Genomic DNA, 13,603 nt, shown 5'->3' with positions numbered 1-13,603 from the left:
CCGTCGAGCGTGGCCGGTCCGCGCCGGGCGCGCTACCTCAGCACGGACAGCTCAGCGGCGTGGTCGGCGGCCCACTGGGCCATCGTCCGCCCCTTCCTGCCGATGACCTCCTCGAACGTGGGCAGCAAATCCGCCGGCTCCTCGTTGAACTGGGCGTAGTAGCCCACGATGTACTCGGCGATGTCCGGCGGCAGCCCGACGTCCCGGATGAGCGTGGCCCGCGCCTGGCCGTAGGTCAGCGCCTCGAACGCGATCTCCCGCCCGAGGCCCTCGCTGAACGCCGCCACCTGCTGCCGCGTCGTCAGCGCCTCGGGCCCGCTCAGCCGGTACGCCCGACCCGCGTGCCCGTCCTCCAGCAGCGCCCGCACCGCGACCTCCGCGATGTCGGCCTCGTGGATCGGCGTCCCCACCGCGTCCGGATAGGGGGCCCGCACAACGTTCTCCTTCCTGATGGTCTCGGCCCAAATCATCTTGTTGGCCATGAACTCGCCGGGCCGCACGTGCGTCCACTCGACGCCCGAGTCCTCGATGACCTTCTCCACCGACTGGTGCGGCTCCAGGCTGCCCGGCCGCTGGACCGCCACCGCGTCGGTGGACAGGAACACCACCCGTCGCAGATCCCGCGCCCGAGCCAGGAACTCGGCTGCGAGGTCGGCCGCCCGGTCGGACTCGATGACGGGCAGGAGGAACGCCGCCGTCACCCCGTCGAGGGGCAGTTCGGCCGGCTTCGTCAGGTCGCCTTTCACAGTCTCGACGCTTCCCGGCAGGCCCGCTTTGTCCGGGTTGCGGGTCAACGCCCGCATCGGCACGCCGGCCGTCACCAGTTGGTCCACGACGTGCCGCCCGACGTTGCCGGTCGCGCCGGTCACCAGGATCGTCACCATTCCCCCTAATAGGCAGGTACTCAAACTTGAACACCGGCACGCTAGCGCGCCGGACCACCGGTCCGCACATGCAAACTTTTGCGATATCTGTGAACGGTGAGCCGAAGTCGAACTCCCCGGTATGACCTGATTCGGCCGTTCGGCCGTAGAGGTGGTCTAGACCTCAGCCCTACCGTGGTCTGGACCACAGTTCCCCAGTCGCCCGATTCGCGAGGAGAAGCATGACGAGCAGGAGATGGGTGCTTCCCGCCCTCCTGGTTTCGGCGCTCACCGTGTCGCTCGCGCCGCAGGCGCAGGCGCACGGCGACTCGCACCGGCCGCGCACCGTTGGCTATTACACCAACTGGAGCGGCTACGACCGGAACTTCCTGGTCAAGGACCTCGTCACGAACGGGACGGCACCCAGGCTCACGCACCTGAACTACGCGTTCGGCTTCCTCGACGAGGCCGGCAAGTGCGTCAGCTCCGACCCGTGGGCCGACTACCAGCGGCCGTTCAGCGCGGAGCAGAGCGTCAACGGCAAGGCCGACGAACCGGGGCAGCCGCTGCTGGGCAACTTCAACCAGCTCAAGCAGCTCAAGGCGAAGCACCCGAAGCTGCGGGTCAACATCTCGCTCGGCGGCTGGACCGGCTCCAAGCACTTCTCCACCGCGGCGCTCACCCCCGAGTCCCGCGCCGCGCACGTGAAGTCGTGCGTCGACCTGTGGCTCAAGGGCAACCTGGCCGGCGCGGCGCCCGGCGCGGCGGCGGGCCTGTTCGACGGCATCGACCTTGACTGGGAGTGGCCGGCCAGTGAAGGCGCGCCGGGCAACGTGATCCGGCCCGAGGACCGCGAGAACTTCACCGCCCTGCTGCGCGAGTACCGCAAGCAGCTCGGCCGGCTGACCTGGCAGACCGGCCGGTCGTACGACCTGACCGCGTTCCTGCCCGCGAACCCGGCGTTCATCGACCGCGGCTTCGAGGTCTCGAAGGTGTTCGGCCTGCTGACCTTCGGCACGGTCCAGGGGTACGACTACCACGGTGCGTGGGAACCGTTGACCAACCAACAGTCTTCGGTCCGCACACCCGCTGCGGATCCGACGTCGCCGAAGTTCAGCTCGCAGGTCACGGTCGACCACTACCTGCGCAACGGCGCGCCCCGGAACAAGGTCGTCCTCGGCGTGCCGTTCTACAGCCGGGGCTGGACCGGTGTGCGCAACGAGGACAACGGCCTGTTCCAGCCCGCGACCGGGCCCGCGCCCGCGACCTACGAGGCCGGCTACGAGGACTACCGGATCCTCAAGGCGCAGCTAGGCAAGTTCACCGTGCACCGTGACCCCAAGGCGGGCCACGCGTGGCTGTTCGACGGCACGACGTTCTGGACGTGGGACGACCCGACGGAGCTGAAGCGCAAGGGTCGGTACGTGGCCGAACGCCGGCTGGGCGGAGCGATGATCTGGTCGCTGGACGGCGACACCGCCGACGGCGAACTCATCCGCGCCCTCAAAGACGGGCTGTCCCGATAAGGACAGTCCACCGGGGTCCGGGGAGGTTTCGCGGCGGCCGCCTCCCCGGGCTCCACCCCTATCGTGTGAACGGCCCGCACTGCGCCGCCGGTCCGCACCGCGCCGCCGGCCCAGTCTGCACCGCGACAAATGCCGACCCACCGCGGAGTTCGCTAGCGGCGGCGCCAGCCTTCGGCGTGCGCGCGGATGGCCCGTTCGTAGGTGGGGGCGATCGCCACGCCGGGCGGCAGGTTGCCGTTCAGCTCCAGGCTGACCAGGCCGTGCACCATGCCCCACATGGCCAGCGCGATCTGCTCGCGCGGAGCGTCGACGAACAGGCCGGACTCGATGGCGCGCGCCACGTCCTCGACCAGCGGCACGAACGTGTCGGCTGCGGCGGCGTTGGTCACCTCGGACGGCTCGAAGTTCGGGATGACCTTGCTGAACATCACCAGGTAGAACTGCGGGTCGGCGAGCGCGCTGGCCCGGTAGGTCAGGCCGATCTGGACGATGTCCTCGACCGGGTCGTCGGTCTTGGGCAGTGCCGCGAGCCGGTCGCCGAAGCGCCGGAACGCCTCCTCGTAGAGCGCGTCGAGCAGGGCGGGCTTGCCGCCGAACAGCGAGTACACGGCCGTAGTCGAGGTGTTGACATCCGCCGCCAGCCTGCGCAAGCTCAATGCGCCGGGCCCCTCGGTGGACAGCAACTCGCCCGCGCGGTCGAGCAGGCGAACCCGGAGGGCGTCGTCGTGGGTTTTCGGTCGTGGCACCGGCATATCTTAACGCAACAGCGTTACAAAACTTGGTCTAGCCACCGTGGTATCAAGTTGGTACCGTCGTTGGCATGGCGATGACCCTGCGTCTGAGCGATGAGGAGAACCGGCGGCTCGACGAGCTCGCCGCGGCTGAAGGCCGGTCGAAGCAGGAGGTCGTCCGACTGGCGCTGGCCGAGCGGTGGGCGAGGTTGCAGAAGGAGGAGCAGCTCTCCGAGGTCCTCGGACGGGTGCTGCCGAAGTACCGCGGGCTGCTCGACCGGCTGGGTTCCGCCTGATCGCACGCGGCTCGTACGTCCGGCGGATGTGACTACTCCACACGTTCGAGTGAAGAGTCCTGACCTTCGAACTCGTGTTCGATAGTCTGGGTTCATGCAGCTCAATCGACGTAATGCCCGCGACTCACTCATTCACCGGTGTGAACGCCCACGCCGACCGTCGGCGCCCCGGTATGGTGCGCCGTTGAAGATCGGGCCGCGCGTGGAGTGCACCACCAAGGTGCCCCGCGAGGTCGACAACATCCTCGCCGCCGGCTGGGCGGTCAGGCGATACAGACCTGAGGTGGTGGGTGGTGGTGCCGGTGGCATCCCGGATGCGGCCTGGCCGCGCCGAAGTCCCCTCCGCTCAGGACAGGGAGCGCGTCAAGCAGTGGTCAATTACCTCGACGCCGGCGACTTGCTCGTGCTGGCGACCGCCGTCACCGGTGGAGACCTGGTCGTGCGCGACTTAGGCCTCCTCGATTCCGCAGCACACCGGCCACGGGCCACAGTGCTCGGCGTCGAGGCATACGACACGCTCTGGTTGAAAGCATCGGCGCTGCTCGACTCCATCGTGCGCACTCGGCCCCTGGCCGAGGGCAACTGGAGGCTGGGCTGGGTCGCGGCGGTGACGCTGTGCGATATCAACGGCTGGTGGGTCGACGCGGAGGAAGACGAGGCCTTGGACCTGGTCCGAGCCCTCGGCCGGGAACAGATCGACGTGGCCGGGATGGCCGCCCACCTGGAGGCCTGGGGCACGCCGAAGGACGACTGACCCGCTCGCGCCGGCGCCTGTGCCAGGGCGTGCCGACCCGTCGGATTCCGGCCGGGTCCGCTTTGGGCACCGTGGGTTTCGGCCGCCCTCAGGCTGGGCGCGGCTCCGTGGCGCAGGTCCCGTGTTCTCGACGCGCGATCCGGTGGTCCGGACGTGTTATTTGTCAAGCGTATTTGGCGTGCCCGGTGTCGGGCGTGCGGCACATCGTAGGAAGGAGGTAGCGCCGGCAGGCCGAGTGAGCTGAAGATTGCTCGGATTGGAGCAGTGTGCGAGCCCGCGCCCCCAATGTAGGTTCGTGATAGATCCGGTCCGGTCCGGATCCGCAAGGGGGGCTTCAATGAGCAAGAAGGTGCGGCTTTGTGCTGCCCTGGGAGCGTTCGTGTTGGCCGGTCAAGCGCTGACCGCCAGTATCGCGAGCGCCCAACCGGCGCAGGACGCCGGCAAGGAGATCCGGCACTGCGCGATCGGCCTCCAGCCACGGGCGGCCGACTACCGGCCTGGCCAGGCCGAGAACGAGAACCCGCAGGTGGACTGCTTCGCGACGATCGCGGAGGCGGTCGAGTTCGCCTCGGCCGGACGCATTCCGCGGGCCCGGCTGGCGGGCGTCAAGGGCCCGGAGGAACTGCTCCGGATCGTCGGTGAATCCGACGCGGTGACCAATTCCGCGCGGATCGCCGCTAATCCATTGCTCGGTATCCACTACGACTACACGGACTACGGCGGCGGCTCGCACACGTACTACGGCGAGAACGGCACCGGCTGTTCTACGGGCATCACCTACGGCGTCGGCTACGTCGGCGATAGCTGGAACGACGACTTCGCCTCCGGGCGCAGCTACTCGAACTGCCAGCACACCATGTACGAGCACCTCAACTACGGCGGTGCGAACAACACCTGGTGGAACACCTCCAACTACGGAGCCCTGGCGGAGGAGATCACCTCGATCGTCTACCACAGCAGCCACTGACCGAACTGCCGAAGAGCAACCGCTGACCGTCACGGGGCCCCGTGACGGTCAGCGGCCGTCTACCTGGCCGCGGGCGCCGCGGGCACGACCCCGGCGTCCCGGCAAGCCCGGTCGTCGCCCCCGACGACAACGACCGCGAACTCCTCGCCAGGCTCGACGCACACCACGAGCGGCGGCACGGGGAACGGTCGGCCCGGATGCCCGTCCGATCCCGCCTCCGGCGCCACGACCCGTGCCACGTCCTTGCGCAGCAGGCCGTCCTGCCACATCCGCGCGCACCACTCCAACGCGTCCTCGACCGACCCGCCGGCCACGCCGACGTGCCCACCTTCGATCGACTCGCCGTCACTCGTGTAACTGCGGCACTCGGCCATGTTCCGGTCGTTGACCGGTAGGAACGCCACCACCGCCGCCGTGCCGCCGACGACCGCCGCCACCGCGACCCCGCCGGCCACCAGCCACCGCCTACCGCCCCGCGCCCGCTCACGCGCCGGCACGTTCCCGTTCCGGATGGCCCGCTCGACCGCCTGCCACGACCGCTCGACGTCGACGGACCCCGCGCCGTTGAACAGTTCCCGCATCACACGTCCCCCGGTTCGAAGTCGAGCCCCTGTGCGGCCAGCTCCGCCCGCAGCCGCGCCTTCGCCCGGCTCAGCCGGGACCGCACCGTCCCGACCGGAACCCCGAGGTGCCGGGCGGCCTCGTCGTAGCTGTAGCCCTCGATCACGCACAGCCCGATCACCGCCTGACCGGCCCCGTTCAGCCGGGCGATGGCGCGCCGCAGAGCCGCCGTGTGCCGCTGCGAGTCGAGCCGACCCTCGACGTCGCCGAGGCCGTCCACGTCCCGCGTCCCGGCGATCCGCCGCAGCAGCGCACCCCGCCGCCGCGCGCCCCGCAGGTGGTTGGCCGCCACGTTGCCCGCCACCGTGAACAGCCACGGCAGCATCCCGTCCTCGCTGACCAGCACCTTCCGCCGCTGCCGCCAAGCCTCGTAGAACACCTGGCCGGCGGCCTCCTCGGCGTCGACGCGCACCCCGATCCGGGCGAAGCAGTGCCGGTAGACGCGGTCGACGTGCCGGGCGTGGAGGTCGGCGAACGCGTGCACGTCGTCCGCCGCCGAGACGCGCGCCCACAGGACCGCGTCGGACTCGGCCGCCACGTCCATGTCGTTCCTCACACCGCTCTATGTCCGGCACGCCTGATCGGGTTCCACGACCGCACGGCAACCCAAGGTAGTAGGCCGAATCAGGTTGACCTGGAGTGCACTCCAGCTCCTACCGTCGTGGGGTGACTTACTCGATCGCCCAGGCGGCTGAGCGCAGTGGGTTGTCCATCGACACGCTGCGTTACTACGAACGGATCGGGCTGGTCGACCCTCCCGCTCGCGACTCCGGGGGGCGGCGCAGCTACAGCGATGACGACCTGAGCTGGCTCGCCTTCCTCACCCGGCTGCGCACCACCGGCATGCCGATCCGCATGATGCGCGAATATGCGCAGCTCAGGCACCGCGGCCCGGCCACGGCGGGCAGGCGCAAGAAGCTGTTGTTCGAGCACCGGGCGTCGGTGCGGGAACGGATCGCCGAGCTCCAGTCGTCCCTGGACGTGCTGGAGTACAAGATCGCGCACTACGAGCAGATCGAGCAGACGTTCGTCGAAGGGATCACCGCGTGACACTGCTGGGCACCACACTCGAAGTCGGCCCCCAGGGCCTGGGCTGCATGGGGATGAGCCAGTCCTATGGCAAGGTCGACGACGCCGGGTCGATTGCCACCGTGCACCGGGCCCTGGAACTCGGCGTCACGCTGCTGGACACGGCCGACGTCTACGGCGCGGGCGGGAACGAGGAGCTGGTGGGCCGGGCCATCGCCGGCCGCCGTGACCAGGTCGTGCTGGCCACGAAGTTCGCCCTCGCCGACCCGGAGCGCCGTCCGCGCGGTGACGCCGCCTACGTGCAGCGGGCCTGCGAGGCGTCGCTGCGCCGGTTGGGTGTCGACCACATCGACCTGTACTACCTGCACCGGGTCGACCTGACGGTGCCGATCGAGGAGACCGTCGGGGCCATGGCGGACCTCGTGCGGGAGGGCAAGGTGCGTCACCTGGGCCTGTCGGAGGCCAGCGCGGAGACGATCCGCAAGGCGCACGCAGTGCACCCGATCGCCGCCCTCCAGAGCGAGTGGTCGCTGTGGTCGCGGGACATCGAGGACACCATCGCGCCGACCTGCGAGGAGCTGGGCATCGGCATCGTGCCGTTCTCCCCGCTGGGCCGCGGGTTCCTCACCGGCCAGGTGACCTCGCCCGCCGACCTGGACGAGGACGACACCCGCCGGAACATGCCCCGGTTCGCCGATGACAACTTCGCGCGCAACCTCGCGATCGTGGAGGCCCTGAAGGCGCTCGCCGCCGAACGGGGCGTCACCGCCGGCCAGTTGGCCCTCGCCTGGGTGCACCACCGGGGGGCGCACGTCGTGCCGATCCCCGGCACCAAGCGGGTGAAGTACCTGGAGGAGAACGTCGCCGCCGCGAGCCTGACGTTGTCCGCCGACGATCTCTGGGCGATCGAGGACGCCGCGCCGACAGCCGCCGGCGACCGGTACCCGCCCGAGATGCTGCGCTTGTCGAATAAGTAGGGGGAAAGCTGTGGAGATCCGCCGTTTGGGCGCGCTCGACGTGAGCGCGCAGGGCTTGGGCTGCATGGGGATGAGCGAGTTCTACGGCCCCGGCGACGAGACCGAGTCGGTCGCCACCATCCACCGCGCGCTGGACCTGGGCGTGCGGCTGCTGGACACGGCCGACATGTACGGGCCGTTCACCAACGAGGAGCTGGTCGGACGGGCCATCGCGGGCCGCCGTGACGAGGTGGTGCTCGCGACGAAGTTCGCCGTGGTGCGCGACCCGGACCAGCCGCGGGCCGACTGGGGTCTGCGTGGTGATCCGGCGTACGTGAAGCAGGCGTGCGAGGCGTCGCTGCGCCGGCTGGGCGTCGACCACATCGACCTGTACTACCAACACCGGGTGGATCCGACGGTGCCGATCGAGGACACCGTCGGCGCGCTGGCGGGGCTGGTGCGGGAGGGCAAGGTCCGGCACGTCGGGCTGTCCGAGGCGAGCGCGGAGACGATCCGCCGGGCGCACGCCGTGCACCCGGTCGCGGCCGTGCAGAGCGAGTGGTCGCTGTGGTCGCGGGACGTCGAGGAGTCGGTCGTCCCGACCTGCCGCGAACTCGGCGTCGGCGTCGTCGCGTACTCGCCGCTCGGCCGGGGCTTCCTGACCGGCCGCTACACGTCGCGGGACGACTTCGCGGCCGGCGACGTGCGCCTGACCCCGCACATGCCGAGGTTCGAGGGCGACAACCTCGACCGCAACCTGGCGATCGTGGAGTCGCTGCGGTCGGTCGCGACGGAGCACGACGTGACGCCGGGCCAGATTGCCCTGGCCTGGGTGCACCACCAGGGCGCGGTGCCGATCCCCGGCACCAAGCGGGTGAAGTACGTGGAGGAGAACGCCGCCGCCGCGGACCTCAAGCTGACCGACGAGCAGCTAACCCGCATCGCCAACGCCGTGCCGACGGACGCCGTGGCGGGCACCCGCTACTCGCCCGAGGCGATGCGCCTGCTCGGTCGCTAGCCGATCTTCTGTCGCTCAACGCACTGTCGACCGACAGACAATCTGCGTCACAACGAGTCGGGAAGGCTCCGGCCCTGTTCCCAGGCGCCGGAGCCTTCCGCCACGGTGAGGTGCCCGACCTCACCGAGGTCCACGAACAGCACCCTCATGGGTGCCATTCCACCTCATCGCACGATGATGCCGTTGCGCTGGTTGAAATCCTTCGCCCCTTGCGCGGCCATGACCATCCCCACGATCGCCAGCACCAGCCAGATCGGGAACGCGATGATCAGGCCGAAGACGGTCATCGCGATGATGACCAGCGGGAAGTTCGCGATGATCAGGATGATGCCCAACACGGTCTGCCCGGCGTAGAGGTTCCCGGCCCCCAACCACAGGAACGACAGCAACACCGCGATCCCCGACGACTTCGCGGTCACCACACCCCGGATCGGCATCGGTGCGCCGTACGGCACCGGCGCGCCGTAGGGCATCTGCGGCTGCCCGGGTGCAGGTGGGGCGTGCGGGATGAAGACCGGCTGCTGCTGGGGCCACTGGTTGCTGCCGCACACCGTGCAGGAGGTGTTGGGAGGCTGTAAGTACGCGCCACACGACCCGCACATCGGCGGCGGCCCGGCGGGGTTGGTCATTCGATGCCTCCGTCTGATGCGGTTGCGCTGTTACGGCTGACCAATCGCGGACAGTGAGCGCAGTGTTACGCGTCACATCGGAGTAGCGGCCACCCTAGTGCCTTCAACACGTCGGAAAGCGTGTCCGGCGACCGCTCACTCCATCAACCCGGCCGCGATGGTGGCTCCGAGTTCCCAGCACGCTTGGAGGTCGCGTTTGCCGGGCTCACCTGCGACGAGCACGTGTTTGGCGGATTTGGTCCACCCCATGCCCTTGACGATGCTCTCGACGCTCCGCACGGCGCCGGTGGTGTCGTTGTTGCCATGCACGTATAGCCCGAACGGGCGTCCCTTGGTCGTGTCGAGGCACGGGTAGTACACAGAATCGAAGAACACCTTCAGCGCGCCGCTCATGTAGCCGAGGTTGGCCGGCGTGCCGAGCACGTAGCCGTCTGCTTCGAGCACGTCAACGGCACTCGCGGTCAGGGCCGGCCGTCGGACGACCTCGACGCCCTCGATCTCCGGCGCAGTCGCTCCGGACACCACTGCCTCGAACATGGCCTGCAGGGTCGGCGAGGGCGTGTGGTGGACCACCAGCAGCTTGGACACGTCGGGAGCCTGCCTGCGTTGCCGCTCGCCGGCAACCGCTATGGACAACCGGGGTTGTCCGCGCCGTCATGGACAACTAAGGTTGTCCACCATGGGTAGCGTTGACAAGGTCGGAACCGCTCGGCCGGACCTCGAATCGTGGAAGAGCAGTCTCCACCAACTGACGTGGTTCGCGGCCCGCGGCCGACTCGGCCTGGCGGTCGACGATGAGCCGAAGTCGGAGTTCATGGCCCTGATGAAGGGCATTGACGAACAGGACTCGCTGGTCCAGCGCCTTTTTCTGGCCAGGATCAGCGAACTGCAGGCCTGTGCGGCGGCCATGCAGGAGGCGATCGAGCAGAGCGTTGTCGAAGCCGCCAAGGTGGGCGTCAACTACACCCAGCTCGGAACGGCATTGGGCGTTTCGAAGCAAGCGGCCCGCAAGCAGTACCACGACCTGGTGGAAGCCGTCCGACACAGTGACACCCACCTCGACAACCTGCCGTTGGAGGAGCCCGGTGGCGCCTGCGAGGGCAAGTCCGACATGACGGACGGCAAGCGCTGCCCTGAGACGCCCGAGGTGCTGCTCGTCGGCATGTCGGGCTGGACGCTGTGGTCCTGCGTCGACCATGCGGCGGGTCGACTGGCCACGGCGGGCTACCTCGCCGCGGAGGGCCGGAAAGGGGCTGCTCGTGAGGTGGTCGAGCGGAGCCGGGCGCTCTGGCGTGAGGCCCACTCACGTGCGACCGCTCGGTAGGCTCGACGGAACCGAAACGGCGTCCGCGCGTCTTTGTAGGTGACTCGGGAGGGAGACATGGACACTCGCAGCATCGCGACGATGACACGGAACCGACGGATCACCTGGGGTGGCGGCGTCGGGGTCGGGCTGGGGTTGATCGGGCTGCCGCTGGTGTTCATCGGGGTGTGGCCGGGGGTGGACCACAGTCCTTGGGACGTCAACACGATGATCCTCGCCACGGGGGTCGCGCTGTCGACGGTGAGCTACATCGCCGGGCGGATCGCGGTGGCGGCTGCGACCGGCAACCGGGTGAGCCCGCCGACCAGGCGGCCTTGGCTGGTGGCGGGCGGAGCCCTGGCGGTCGCGGTATTGTGCCTGCTGATCGCTATCTCGTAAGCGGGTCGGCGACCACCGCTATCTCGTGAGCAGTTCGGCGACCTGAGTCCGCAGGGCGGCCAGGCGTTCCGTACCACGCGCGCGGGCAGCGGCGAGGTCGTCGACCGGTTCGACGACCTCCAGGTACGCCTTCAGCTTCGGCTCGGTCCCCGAAGGCCGCACCACGACCCGCACGCCGTCGGCGGTCAGGCGCACGACGTCGGCCTCCGGCAGCAGGTCCTCGAACGCGAAGCCCTCCGGCGGGTTGCGGCGCAGCCACGTCATCAGCGCGCCGATCCGGCTCAAGTCGGTGAACCGCAACGACACCTGGTCCGTCAGGTGCAGGCCGTGGTCCACCGCGAGCTGGTCCAGGGCGTCGAGCAGCGTCCGCCCGGACGCCTTCAGGCCCGCCGCCAGGTCGCACGCCAGGACGGCGGCCGAGATGCCGTCCTTGTCGTTCACGTACTGCGGGTCGACGCAGTTGCCCAGCGCCTCCTCGTACGCGAACACCAGGCCTTCGCCCGCGCGCACCAGCCACTTGAAGCCGGTCAACGTCTCGGCGTACCGCGCGCCGTAGCCTGCGGCGATCGACTTCAGCAGCGAAGACGACACGATCGTGGTGGCCACCAACGGATCTGGGCTGTCCACAGTGGACAAGACCAGCGATCCCAGCAGCACACCGGTCTCGTCGCCGCGCAGCATCCGCCACGACCCGTCCCGCTCCCGCACGCCCAGCGCGCACCGGTCGGCGTCCGGGTCCAGCGCGATCGCGAGGTCGGCGTCCTCGGCGGCGGCCAACGCCAGCAACCGGTCGGCCGCGCCCGGCTCCTCCGGGTTCGGGAACGACACGGTCGGGAACCCGGGGTCCGGCACGGCCTGCTCCCGCACCACCCGCACGTCGGTGAAACCCGCGCGCCGCAACGCTTCCACCGCTGTCTGCCCGCCGACCCCGTGCATCGGGGTCAACGCCACCCGCAGGTCGCGCGACGTCCCGCGGGGCAGCGACGCGACGCGCTCCAGGTACTCGTCCACCTCGGCGTCGCTGACCGGCAGCCAGTCGTCGGACAGCGGGACGGACACCGCCGCGGGCACCCGGGCGATCGCCGCCTCGATCTCCCGGTCGGCGGGCGGCACGATCTGCCCGCCGCCGCGTAGGTACAGCTTGTAGCCGTTGTCGGCGGGCGGGTTGTGGGACGCGGTGATCTGCACGCCGGCGGCTGCGTTGTGCGTGCGCACCAGGAAAGCCAGCACGGGCGTCGGCAACGGCCCCGGCAGCACCCGCACCGTGAAGCCCGCGCCCGCCAGCACCGACGCGGCGGCCGTGCAGAACTCCTCCGACCCGTGCCGGGCGTCCCGCCCGACGAACACCGTGCCGGTCTCGCCGTTGGCCTTGAGCCACGCCGCGAGACCGGCGGTGGTGCGCACGACCACCGCCCGGTTCATCCCGTTCGAACCGGCCCGCACCGGGCCGCGCAGCCCGGCCGTGCCGAACGTCAGCGGGCCCGCCATCCGGTCGGCCAGGTCGTCCAGCGCGGTCGCGTCCCCGCCCATCGCCCGCGCCAGCACGCCCTGCAGCTCGGCGCGCGCCGCGGGCGACGGGTCGTCGGCGATCCACCGGAACGTGGCGTCCCGCAGCGCCGGGGTCAACGTCATGCGCGGGTCACCAGTTCCCGCAGCAGCGTGCCCATCCGGCCGGCCGCGGCGGCGCCGGCCTCCAGCACCTCTTCGTGGTTCAGCGGCTCACCGGTGATGCCCGCCGCGAGGTTCGTCACCAGCGACAGCCCGAACACCTCGACCCCCTCGGCACGGGCGGCGATCGCCTCCAGCACGGTCGACATGCCGACCAGGTCCGCGCCGATCGTCCGGAGCATCCGGATCTCGGCGGGCGTCTCGAAGTGCGGGCCGGGCAGCCCGGCGTAGACGCCCTCCTCCAGCGACGGGTCGATCTCCCGCGCGAGGTCGCGCAGCCGGGGCGAGTACAGGTCGGTCAGGTCCACGAACCGCGCGCCGACCAGCGGCGACGAGGCGGTCAGGTTCAGGTGGTCGTTGATCAGCACCGGCTGGCCGACGAACATGCCCTGCCGCAGCCCGCCGGCCGCGTTGGTGAGCACCACCGTCCGCACCCCGGCGGCGGCGGCCGTCCGGACCCCGTGCACGACCGTCGGCACGCCCTTGCCCTCGTACCCGTGCGTGCGGCCGAGCAGGACGAGGACGTTCCGCCCGCCCACGGGCACCGACCGGATCGTCCCGCCGTGCCCGACCGCGGTGGGCGGCGCGAACCCGGGCAGGTCGCCCATGGGCACCTCGGTGGCGGGCTCGCCGATGACGTCGGCGGCCGGTCGCCAGCCCGACCCGAGCACGACGGCGATGTCGTGCCGTTCCACTCCCGTCCGCTCGGCGAGCACGGCGGCGGCCTGCGCTTCGAGCGCGCTGTCTTCCCTGATGGCGGTCACGGCGCGAGCCTAATATCCGAGCCCGCCCGGTGCCCGCACGGCGGCGGCCGGCCGGGGGCTGGTCGATCTTCTGCGGCCG

At 70.2% G+C, this 13,603-nt stretch carries 17 protein-coding genes; 9 read left to right on the top strand and 8 right to left on the bottom strand.

The genetic code is table 11. From position 1 onward, the window contains the following. Window positions 1-32 precede the first annotated feature (32 nt). The gene (locus ACQPZF_RS38015; protein ID WP_433265461.1) at window positions 33-881 is read right to left on the bottom strand and encodes an NAD(P)H-binding protein; all 849 of its coding nucleotides are present in this window, start codon (window positions 879-881) and stop codon (window positions 33-35) included. 224 nt (window positions 882-1,105) lie between these two features. Here ACQPZF_RS38015 and ACQPZF_RS38010 point away from each other — a divergent pair, with 224 nt between their 5' ends. Continuing rightward, the gene (locus tag ACQPZF_RS38010; protein WP_433265458.1) at window positions 1,106-2,389 is read left to right on the top strand and encodes a glycoside hydrolase family 18 protein; all 1,284 of its coding nucleotides are present in this window, start codon (window positions 1,106-1,108) and stop codon (window positions 2,387-2,389) included. A gap of 152 nt (window positions 2,390-2,541) precedes the next feature. Here ACQPZF_RS38010 and ACQPZF_RS38005 read toward each other — a convergent pair whose 3' ends face one another. Continuing rightward, the gene (locus tag ACQPZF_RS38005; protein WP_433265456.1) at window positions 2,542-3,135 is read right to left on the bottom strand and encodes a TetR/AcrR family transcriptional regulator; all 594 of its coding nucleotides are present in this window, start codon (window positions 3,133-3,135) and stop codon (window positions 2,542-2,544) included. Between the two features lie 74 nt (window positions 3,136-3,209). Here ACQPZF_RS38005 and ACQPZF_RS38000 point away from each other — a divergent pair, with 74 nt between their 5' ends. From ACQPZF_RS38000 to ACQPZF_RS37990, 3 genes are all read left to right on the top strand, one after another. Further along, window positions 3,210-3,416: a type II toxin-antitoxin system VapB family antitoxin gene (locus ACQPZF_RS38000; protein WP_015105038.1), complete on the top strand. Its 207-nt coding sequence runs from the start codon at window positions 3,210-3,212 to the stop codon at window positions 3,414-3,416. A gap of 184 nt (window positions 3,417-3,600) precedes the next feature. Beyond that, entirely contained in the window at window positions 3,601-4,170 is a 570-nt protein-coding gene (locus tag ACQPZF_RS37995; RefSeq protein ID WP_433265453.1) for a type II toxin-antitoxin system death-on-curing family toxin, read from the top strand. Between the two features lie 337 nt (window positions 4,171-4,507). Beyond that, complete coding sequence (locus ACQPZF_RS37990; RefSeq protein WP_433265451.1) at window positions 4,508-5,137, top strand: hypothetical protein; 630 nt, start codon at window positions 4,508-4,510, stop codon at window positions 5,135-5,137. Between the two features lie 59 nt (window positions 5,138-5,196). Here ACQPZF_RS37990 and ACQPZF_RS37985 read toward each other — a convergent pair whose 3' ends face one another. Beyond that, window positions 5,197-5,718 carry a hypothetical protein gene (locus tag ACQPZF_RS37985; protein ID WP_433265449.1) on the bottom strand — a complete coding sequence of 174 codons (522 nt, stop codon included), beginning with the start codon at window positions 5,716-5,718 and terminating at the stop codon, window positions 5,197-5,199. Beyond that, complete coding sequence (locus ACQPZF_RS37980) at window positions 5,718-6,314, bottom strand: RNA polymerase sigma factor (RefSeq protein WP_433265447.1); 597 nt, start codon at window positions 6,312-6,314, stop codon at window positions 5,718-5,720. Before ACQPZF_RS37980 ends, ACQPZF_RS37985 begins: the two co-directional genes overlap by 1 nt. A gap of 110 nt (window positions 6,315-6,424) precedes the next feature. Here ACQPZF_RS37980 and ACQPZF_RS37975 point away from each other — a divergent pair, with 110 nt between their 5' ends. The 3 genes from ACQPZF_RS37975 to ACQPZF_RS37965 all read left to right on the top strand — a co-directional run bounded on the left by ACQPZF_RS37975 (window position 6,425) and on the right by ACQPZF_RS37965 (window position 8,761). Further along, the gene (locus ACQPZF_RS37975; protein ID WP_433265446.1) at window positions 6,425-6,808 is read left to right on the top strand and encodes a MerR family transcriptional regulator; all 384 of its coding nucleotides are present in this window, start codon (window positions 6,425-6,427) and stop codon (window positions 6,806-6,808) included. Window positions 6,809-6,855: 47 nt separating this feature from the next. Beyond that, a complete protein-coding gene (locus ACQPZF_RS37970; protein WP_433274902.1) occupies window positions 6,856-7,764 on the top strand; it encodes an aldo/keto reductase in 909 nt (302 codons plus the stop codon). 64 nt (window positions 7,765-7,828) lie between these two features. Beyond that, window positions 7,829-8,761: an aldo/keto reductase gene (locus ACQPZF_RS37965; protein ID WP_433274900.1), complete on the top strand. Its 933-nt coding sequence runs from the start codon at window positions 7,829-7,831 to the stop codon at window positions 8,759-8,761. A gap of 164 nt (window positions 8,762-8,925) precedes the next feature. Here the strand turns inward: ACQPZF_RS37965 and ACQPZF_RS37960 are convergent, their stop codons facing one another. Next, complete coding sequence (locus ACQPZF_RS37960; RefSeq protein WP_433265444.1) at window positions 8,926-9,390, bottom strand: hypothetical protein; 465 nt, start codon at window positions 9,388-9,390, stop codon at window positions 8,926-8,928. Window positions 9,391-9,525: 135 nt separating this feature from the next. Further along, entirely contained in the window at window positions 9,526-9,978 is a 453-nt protein-coding gene (locus tag ACQPZF_RS37955) for a flavodoxin family protein (RefSeq protein WP_433265442.1), read from the bottom strand. 91 nt (window positions 9,979-10,069) lie between these two features. Here ACQPZF_RS37955 and ACQPZF_RS37950 point away from each other — a divergent pair, with 91 nt between their 5' ends. Both ACQPZF_RS37950 and ACQPZF_RS37945 read left to right on the top strand, forming a co-directional pair. After that, the gene (locus ACQPZF_RS37950; protein WP_433265441.1) at window positions 10,070-10,714 is read left to right on the top strand and encodes a hypothetical protein; all 645 of its coding nucleotides are present in this window, start codon (window positions 10,070-10,072) and stop codon (window positions 10,712-10,714) included. Window positions 10,715-10,795: 81 nt separating this feature from the next. Further along, on the top strand, window positions 10,796-11,092 hold the full coding sequence (locus tag ACQPZF_RS37945) for a hypothetical protein (RefSeq protein ID WP_433265439.1): 297 nt from the start codon (window positions 10,796-10,798) through the stop codon (window positions 11,090-11,092). A gap of 18 nt (window positions 11,093-11,110) precedes the next feature. Here ACQPZF_RS37945 and ACQPZF_RS37940 read toward each other — a convergent pair whose 3' ends face one another. Both ACQPZF_RS37940 and ACQPZF_RS37935 read right to left on the bottom strand, forming a co-directional pair. Beyond that, window positions 11,111-12,724, bottom strand: a complete 1,614-nt coding sequence (locus tag ACQPZF_RS37940) for a phospho-sugar mutase (protein WP_433265437.1) — start codon at window positions 12,722-12,724, stop codon at window positions 11,111-11,113. Next, the gene (locus ACQPZF_RS37935) at window positions 12,721-13,524 is read right to left on the bottom strand and encodes a purine-nucleoside phosphorylase (RefSeq protein WP_433265435.1); all 804 of its coding nucleotides are present in this window, start codon (window positions 13,522-13,524) and stop codon (window positions 12,721-12,723) included. Before ACQPZF_RS37935 ends, ACQPZF_RS37940 begins: the two co-directional genes overlap by 4 nt. Window positions 13,525-13,603: the final 79 nt, after the last annotated feature.

Source organism: Actinosynnema sp. CS-041913 (genome assembly GCF_050942485.1).
Taxonomy (GTDB): domain Bacteria; phylum Actinomycetota; class Actinomycetes; order Mycobacteriales; family Pseudonocardiaceae; genus Actinosynnema.
This window is presented reverse-complemented; position numbering and strand designations above follow the sequence as displayed.

What these genes read in the sequence shown, in the direction of transcription:
- ACQPZF_RS37940 (WP_433265437.1), bottom strand. Translation starts at nt 12,724, where the DNA reads ATGACGTTGACCCCGGCGCTGCGGGACGCCACGTTCCGGTGGATCGCC.
- ACQPZF_RS37960 (WP_433265444.1), bottom strand. Translation starts at nt 9,390, where the DNA reads ATGACCAACCCCGCCGGGCCGCCGCCGATGTGCGGGTCGTGTGGCGCG.
- ACQPZF_RS37945 (WP_433265439.1), top strand. Translation starts at nt 10,796, where the DNA reads ATGACACGGAACCGACGGATCACCTGGGGTGGCGGCGTCGGGGTCGGG.
- ACQPZF_RS37970 (WP_433274902.1), top strand. Translation starts at nt 6,856, where the DNA reads ATGGGGATGAGCCAGTCCTATGGCAAGGTCGACGACGCCGGGTCGATT.
- ACQPZF_RS37990 (WP_433265451.1), top strand. Translation starts at nt 4,508, where the DNA reads ATGAGCAAGAAGGTGCGGCTTTGTGCTGCCCTGGGAGCGTTCGTGTTG.
- ACQPZF_RS37985 (WP_433265449.1), bottom strand. Translation starts at nt 5,718, where the DNA reads ATGCGGGAACTGTTCAACGGCGCGGGGTCCGTCGACGTCGAGCGGTCG.
- ACQPZF_RS37950 (WP_433265441.1), top strand. Translation starts at nt 10,070, where the DNA reads ATGGGTAGCGTTGACAAGGTCGGAACCGCTCGGCCGGACCTCGAATCG.
- ACQPZF_RS38010 (WP_433265458.1), top strand. Translation starts at nt 1,106, where the DNA reads ATGACGAGCAGGAGATGGGTGCTTCCCGCCCTCCTGGTTTCGGCGCTC.
- ACQPZF_RS37965 (WP_433274900.1), top strand. Translation starts at nt 7,829, where the DNA reads ATGGGGATGAGCGAGTTCTACGGCCCCGGCGACGAGACCGAGTCGGTC.
- ACQPZF_RS38000 (WP_015105038.1), top strand. Translation starts at nt 3,210, where the DNA reads ATGGCGATGACCCTGCGTCTGAGCGATGAGGAGAACCGGCGGCTCGAC.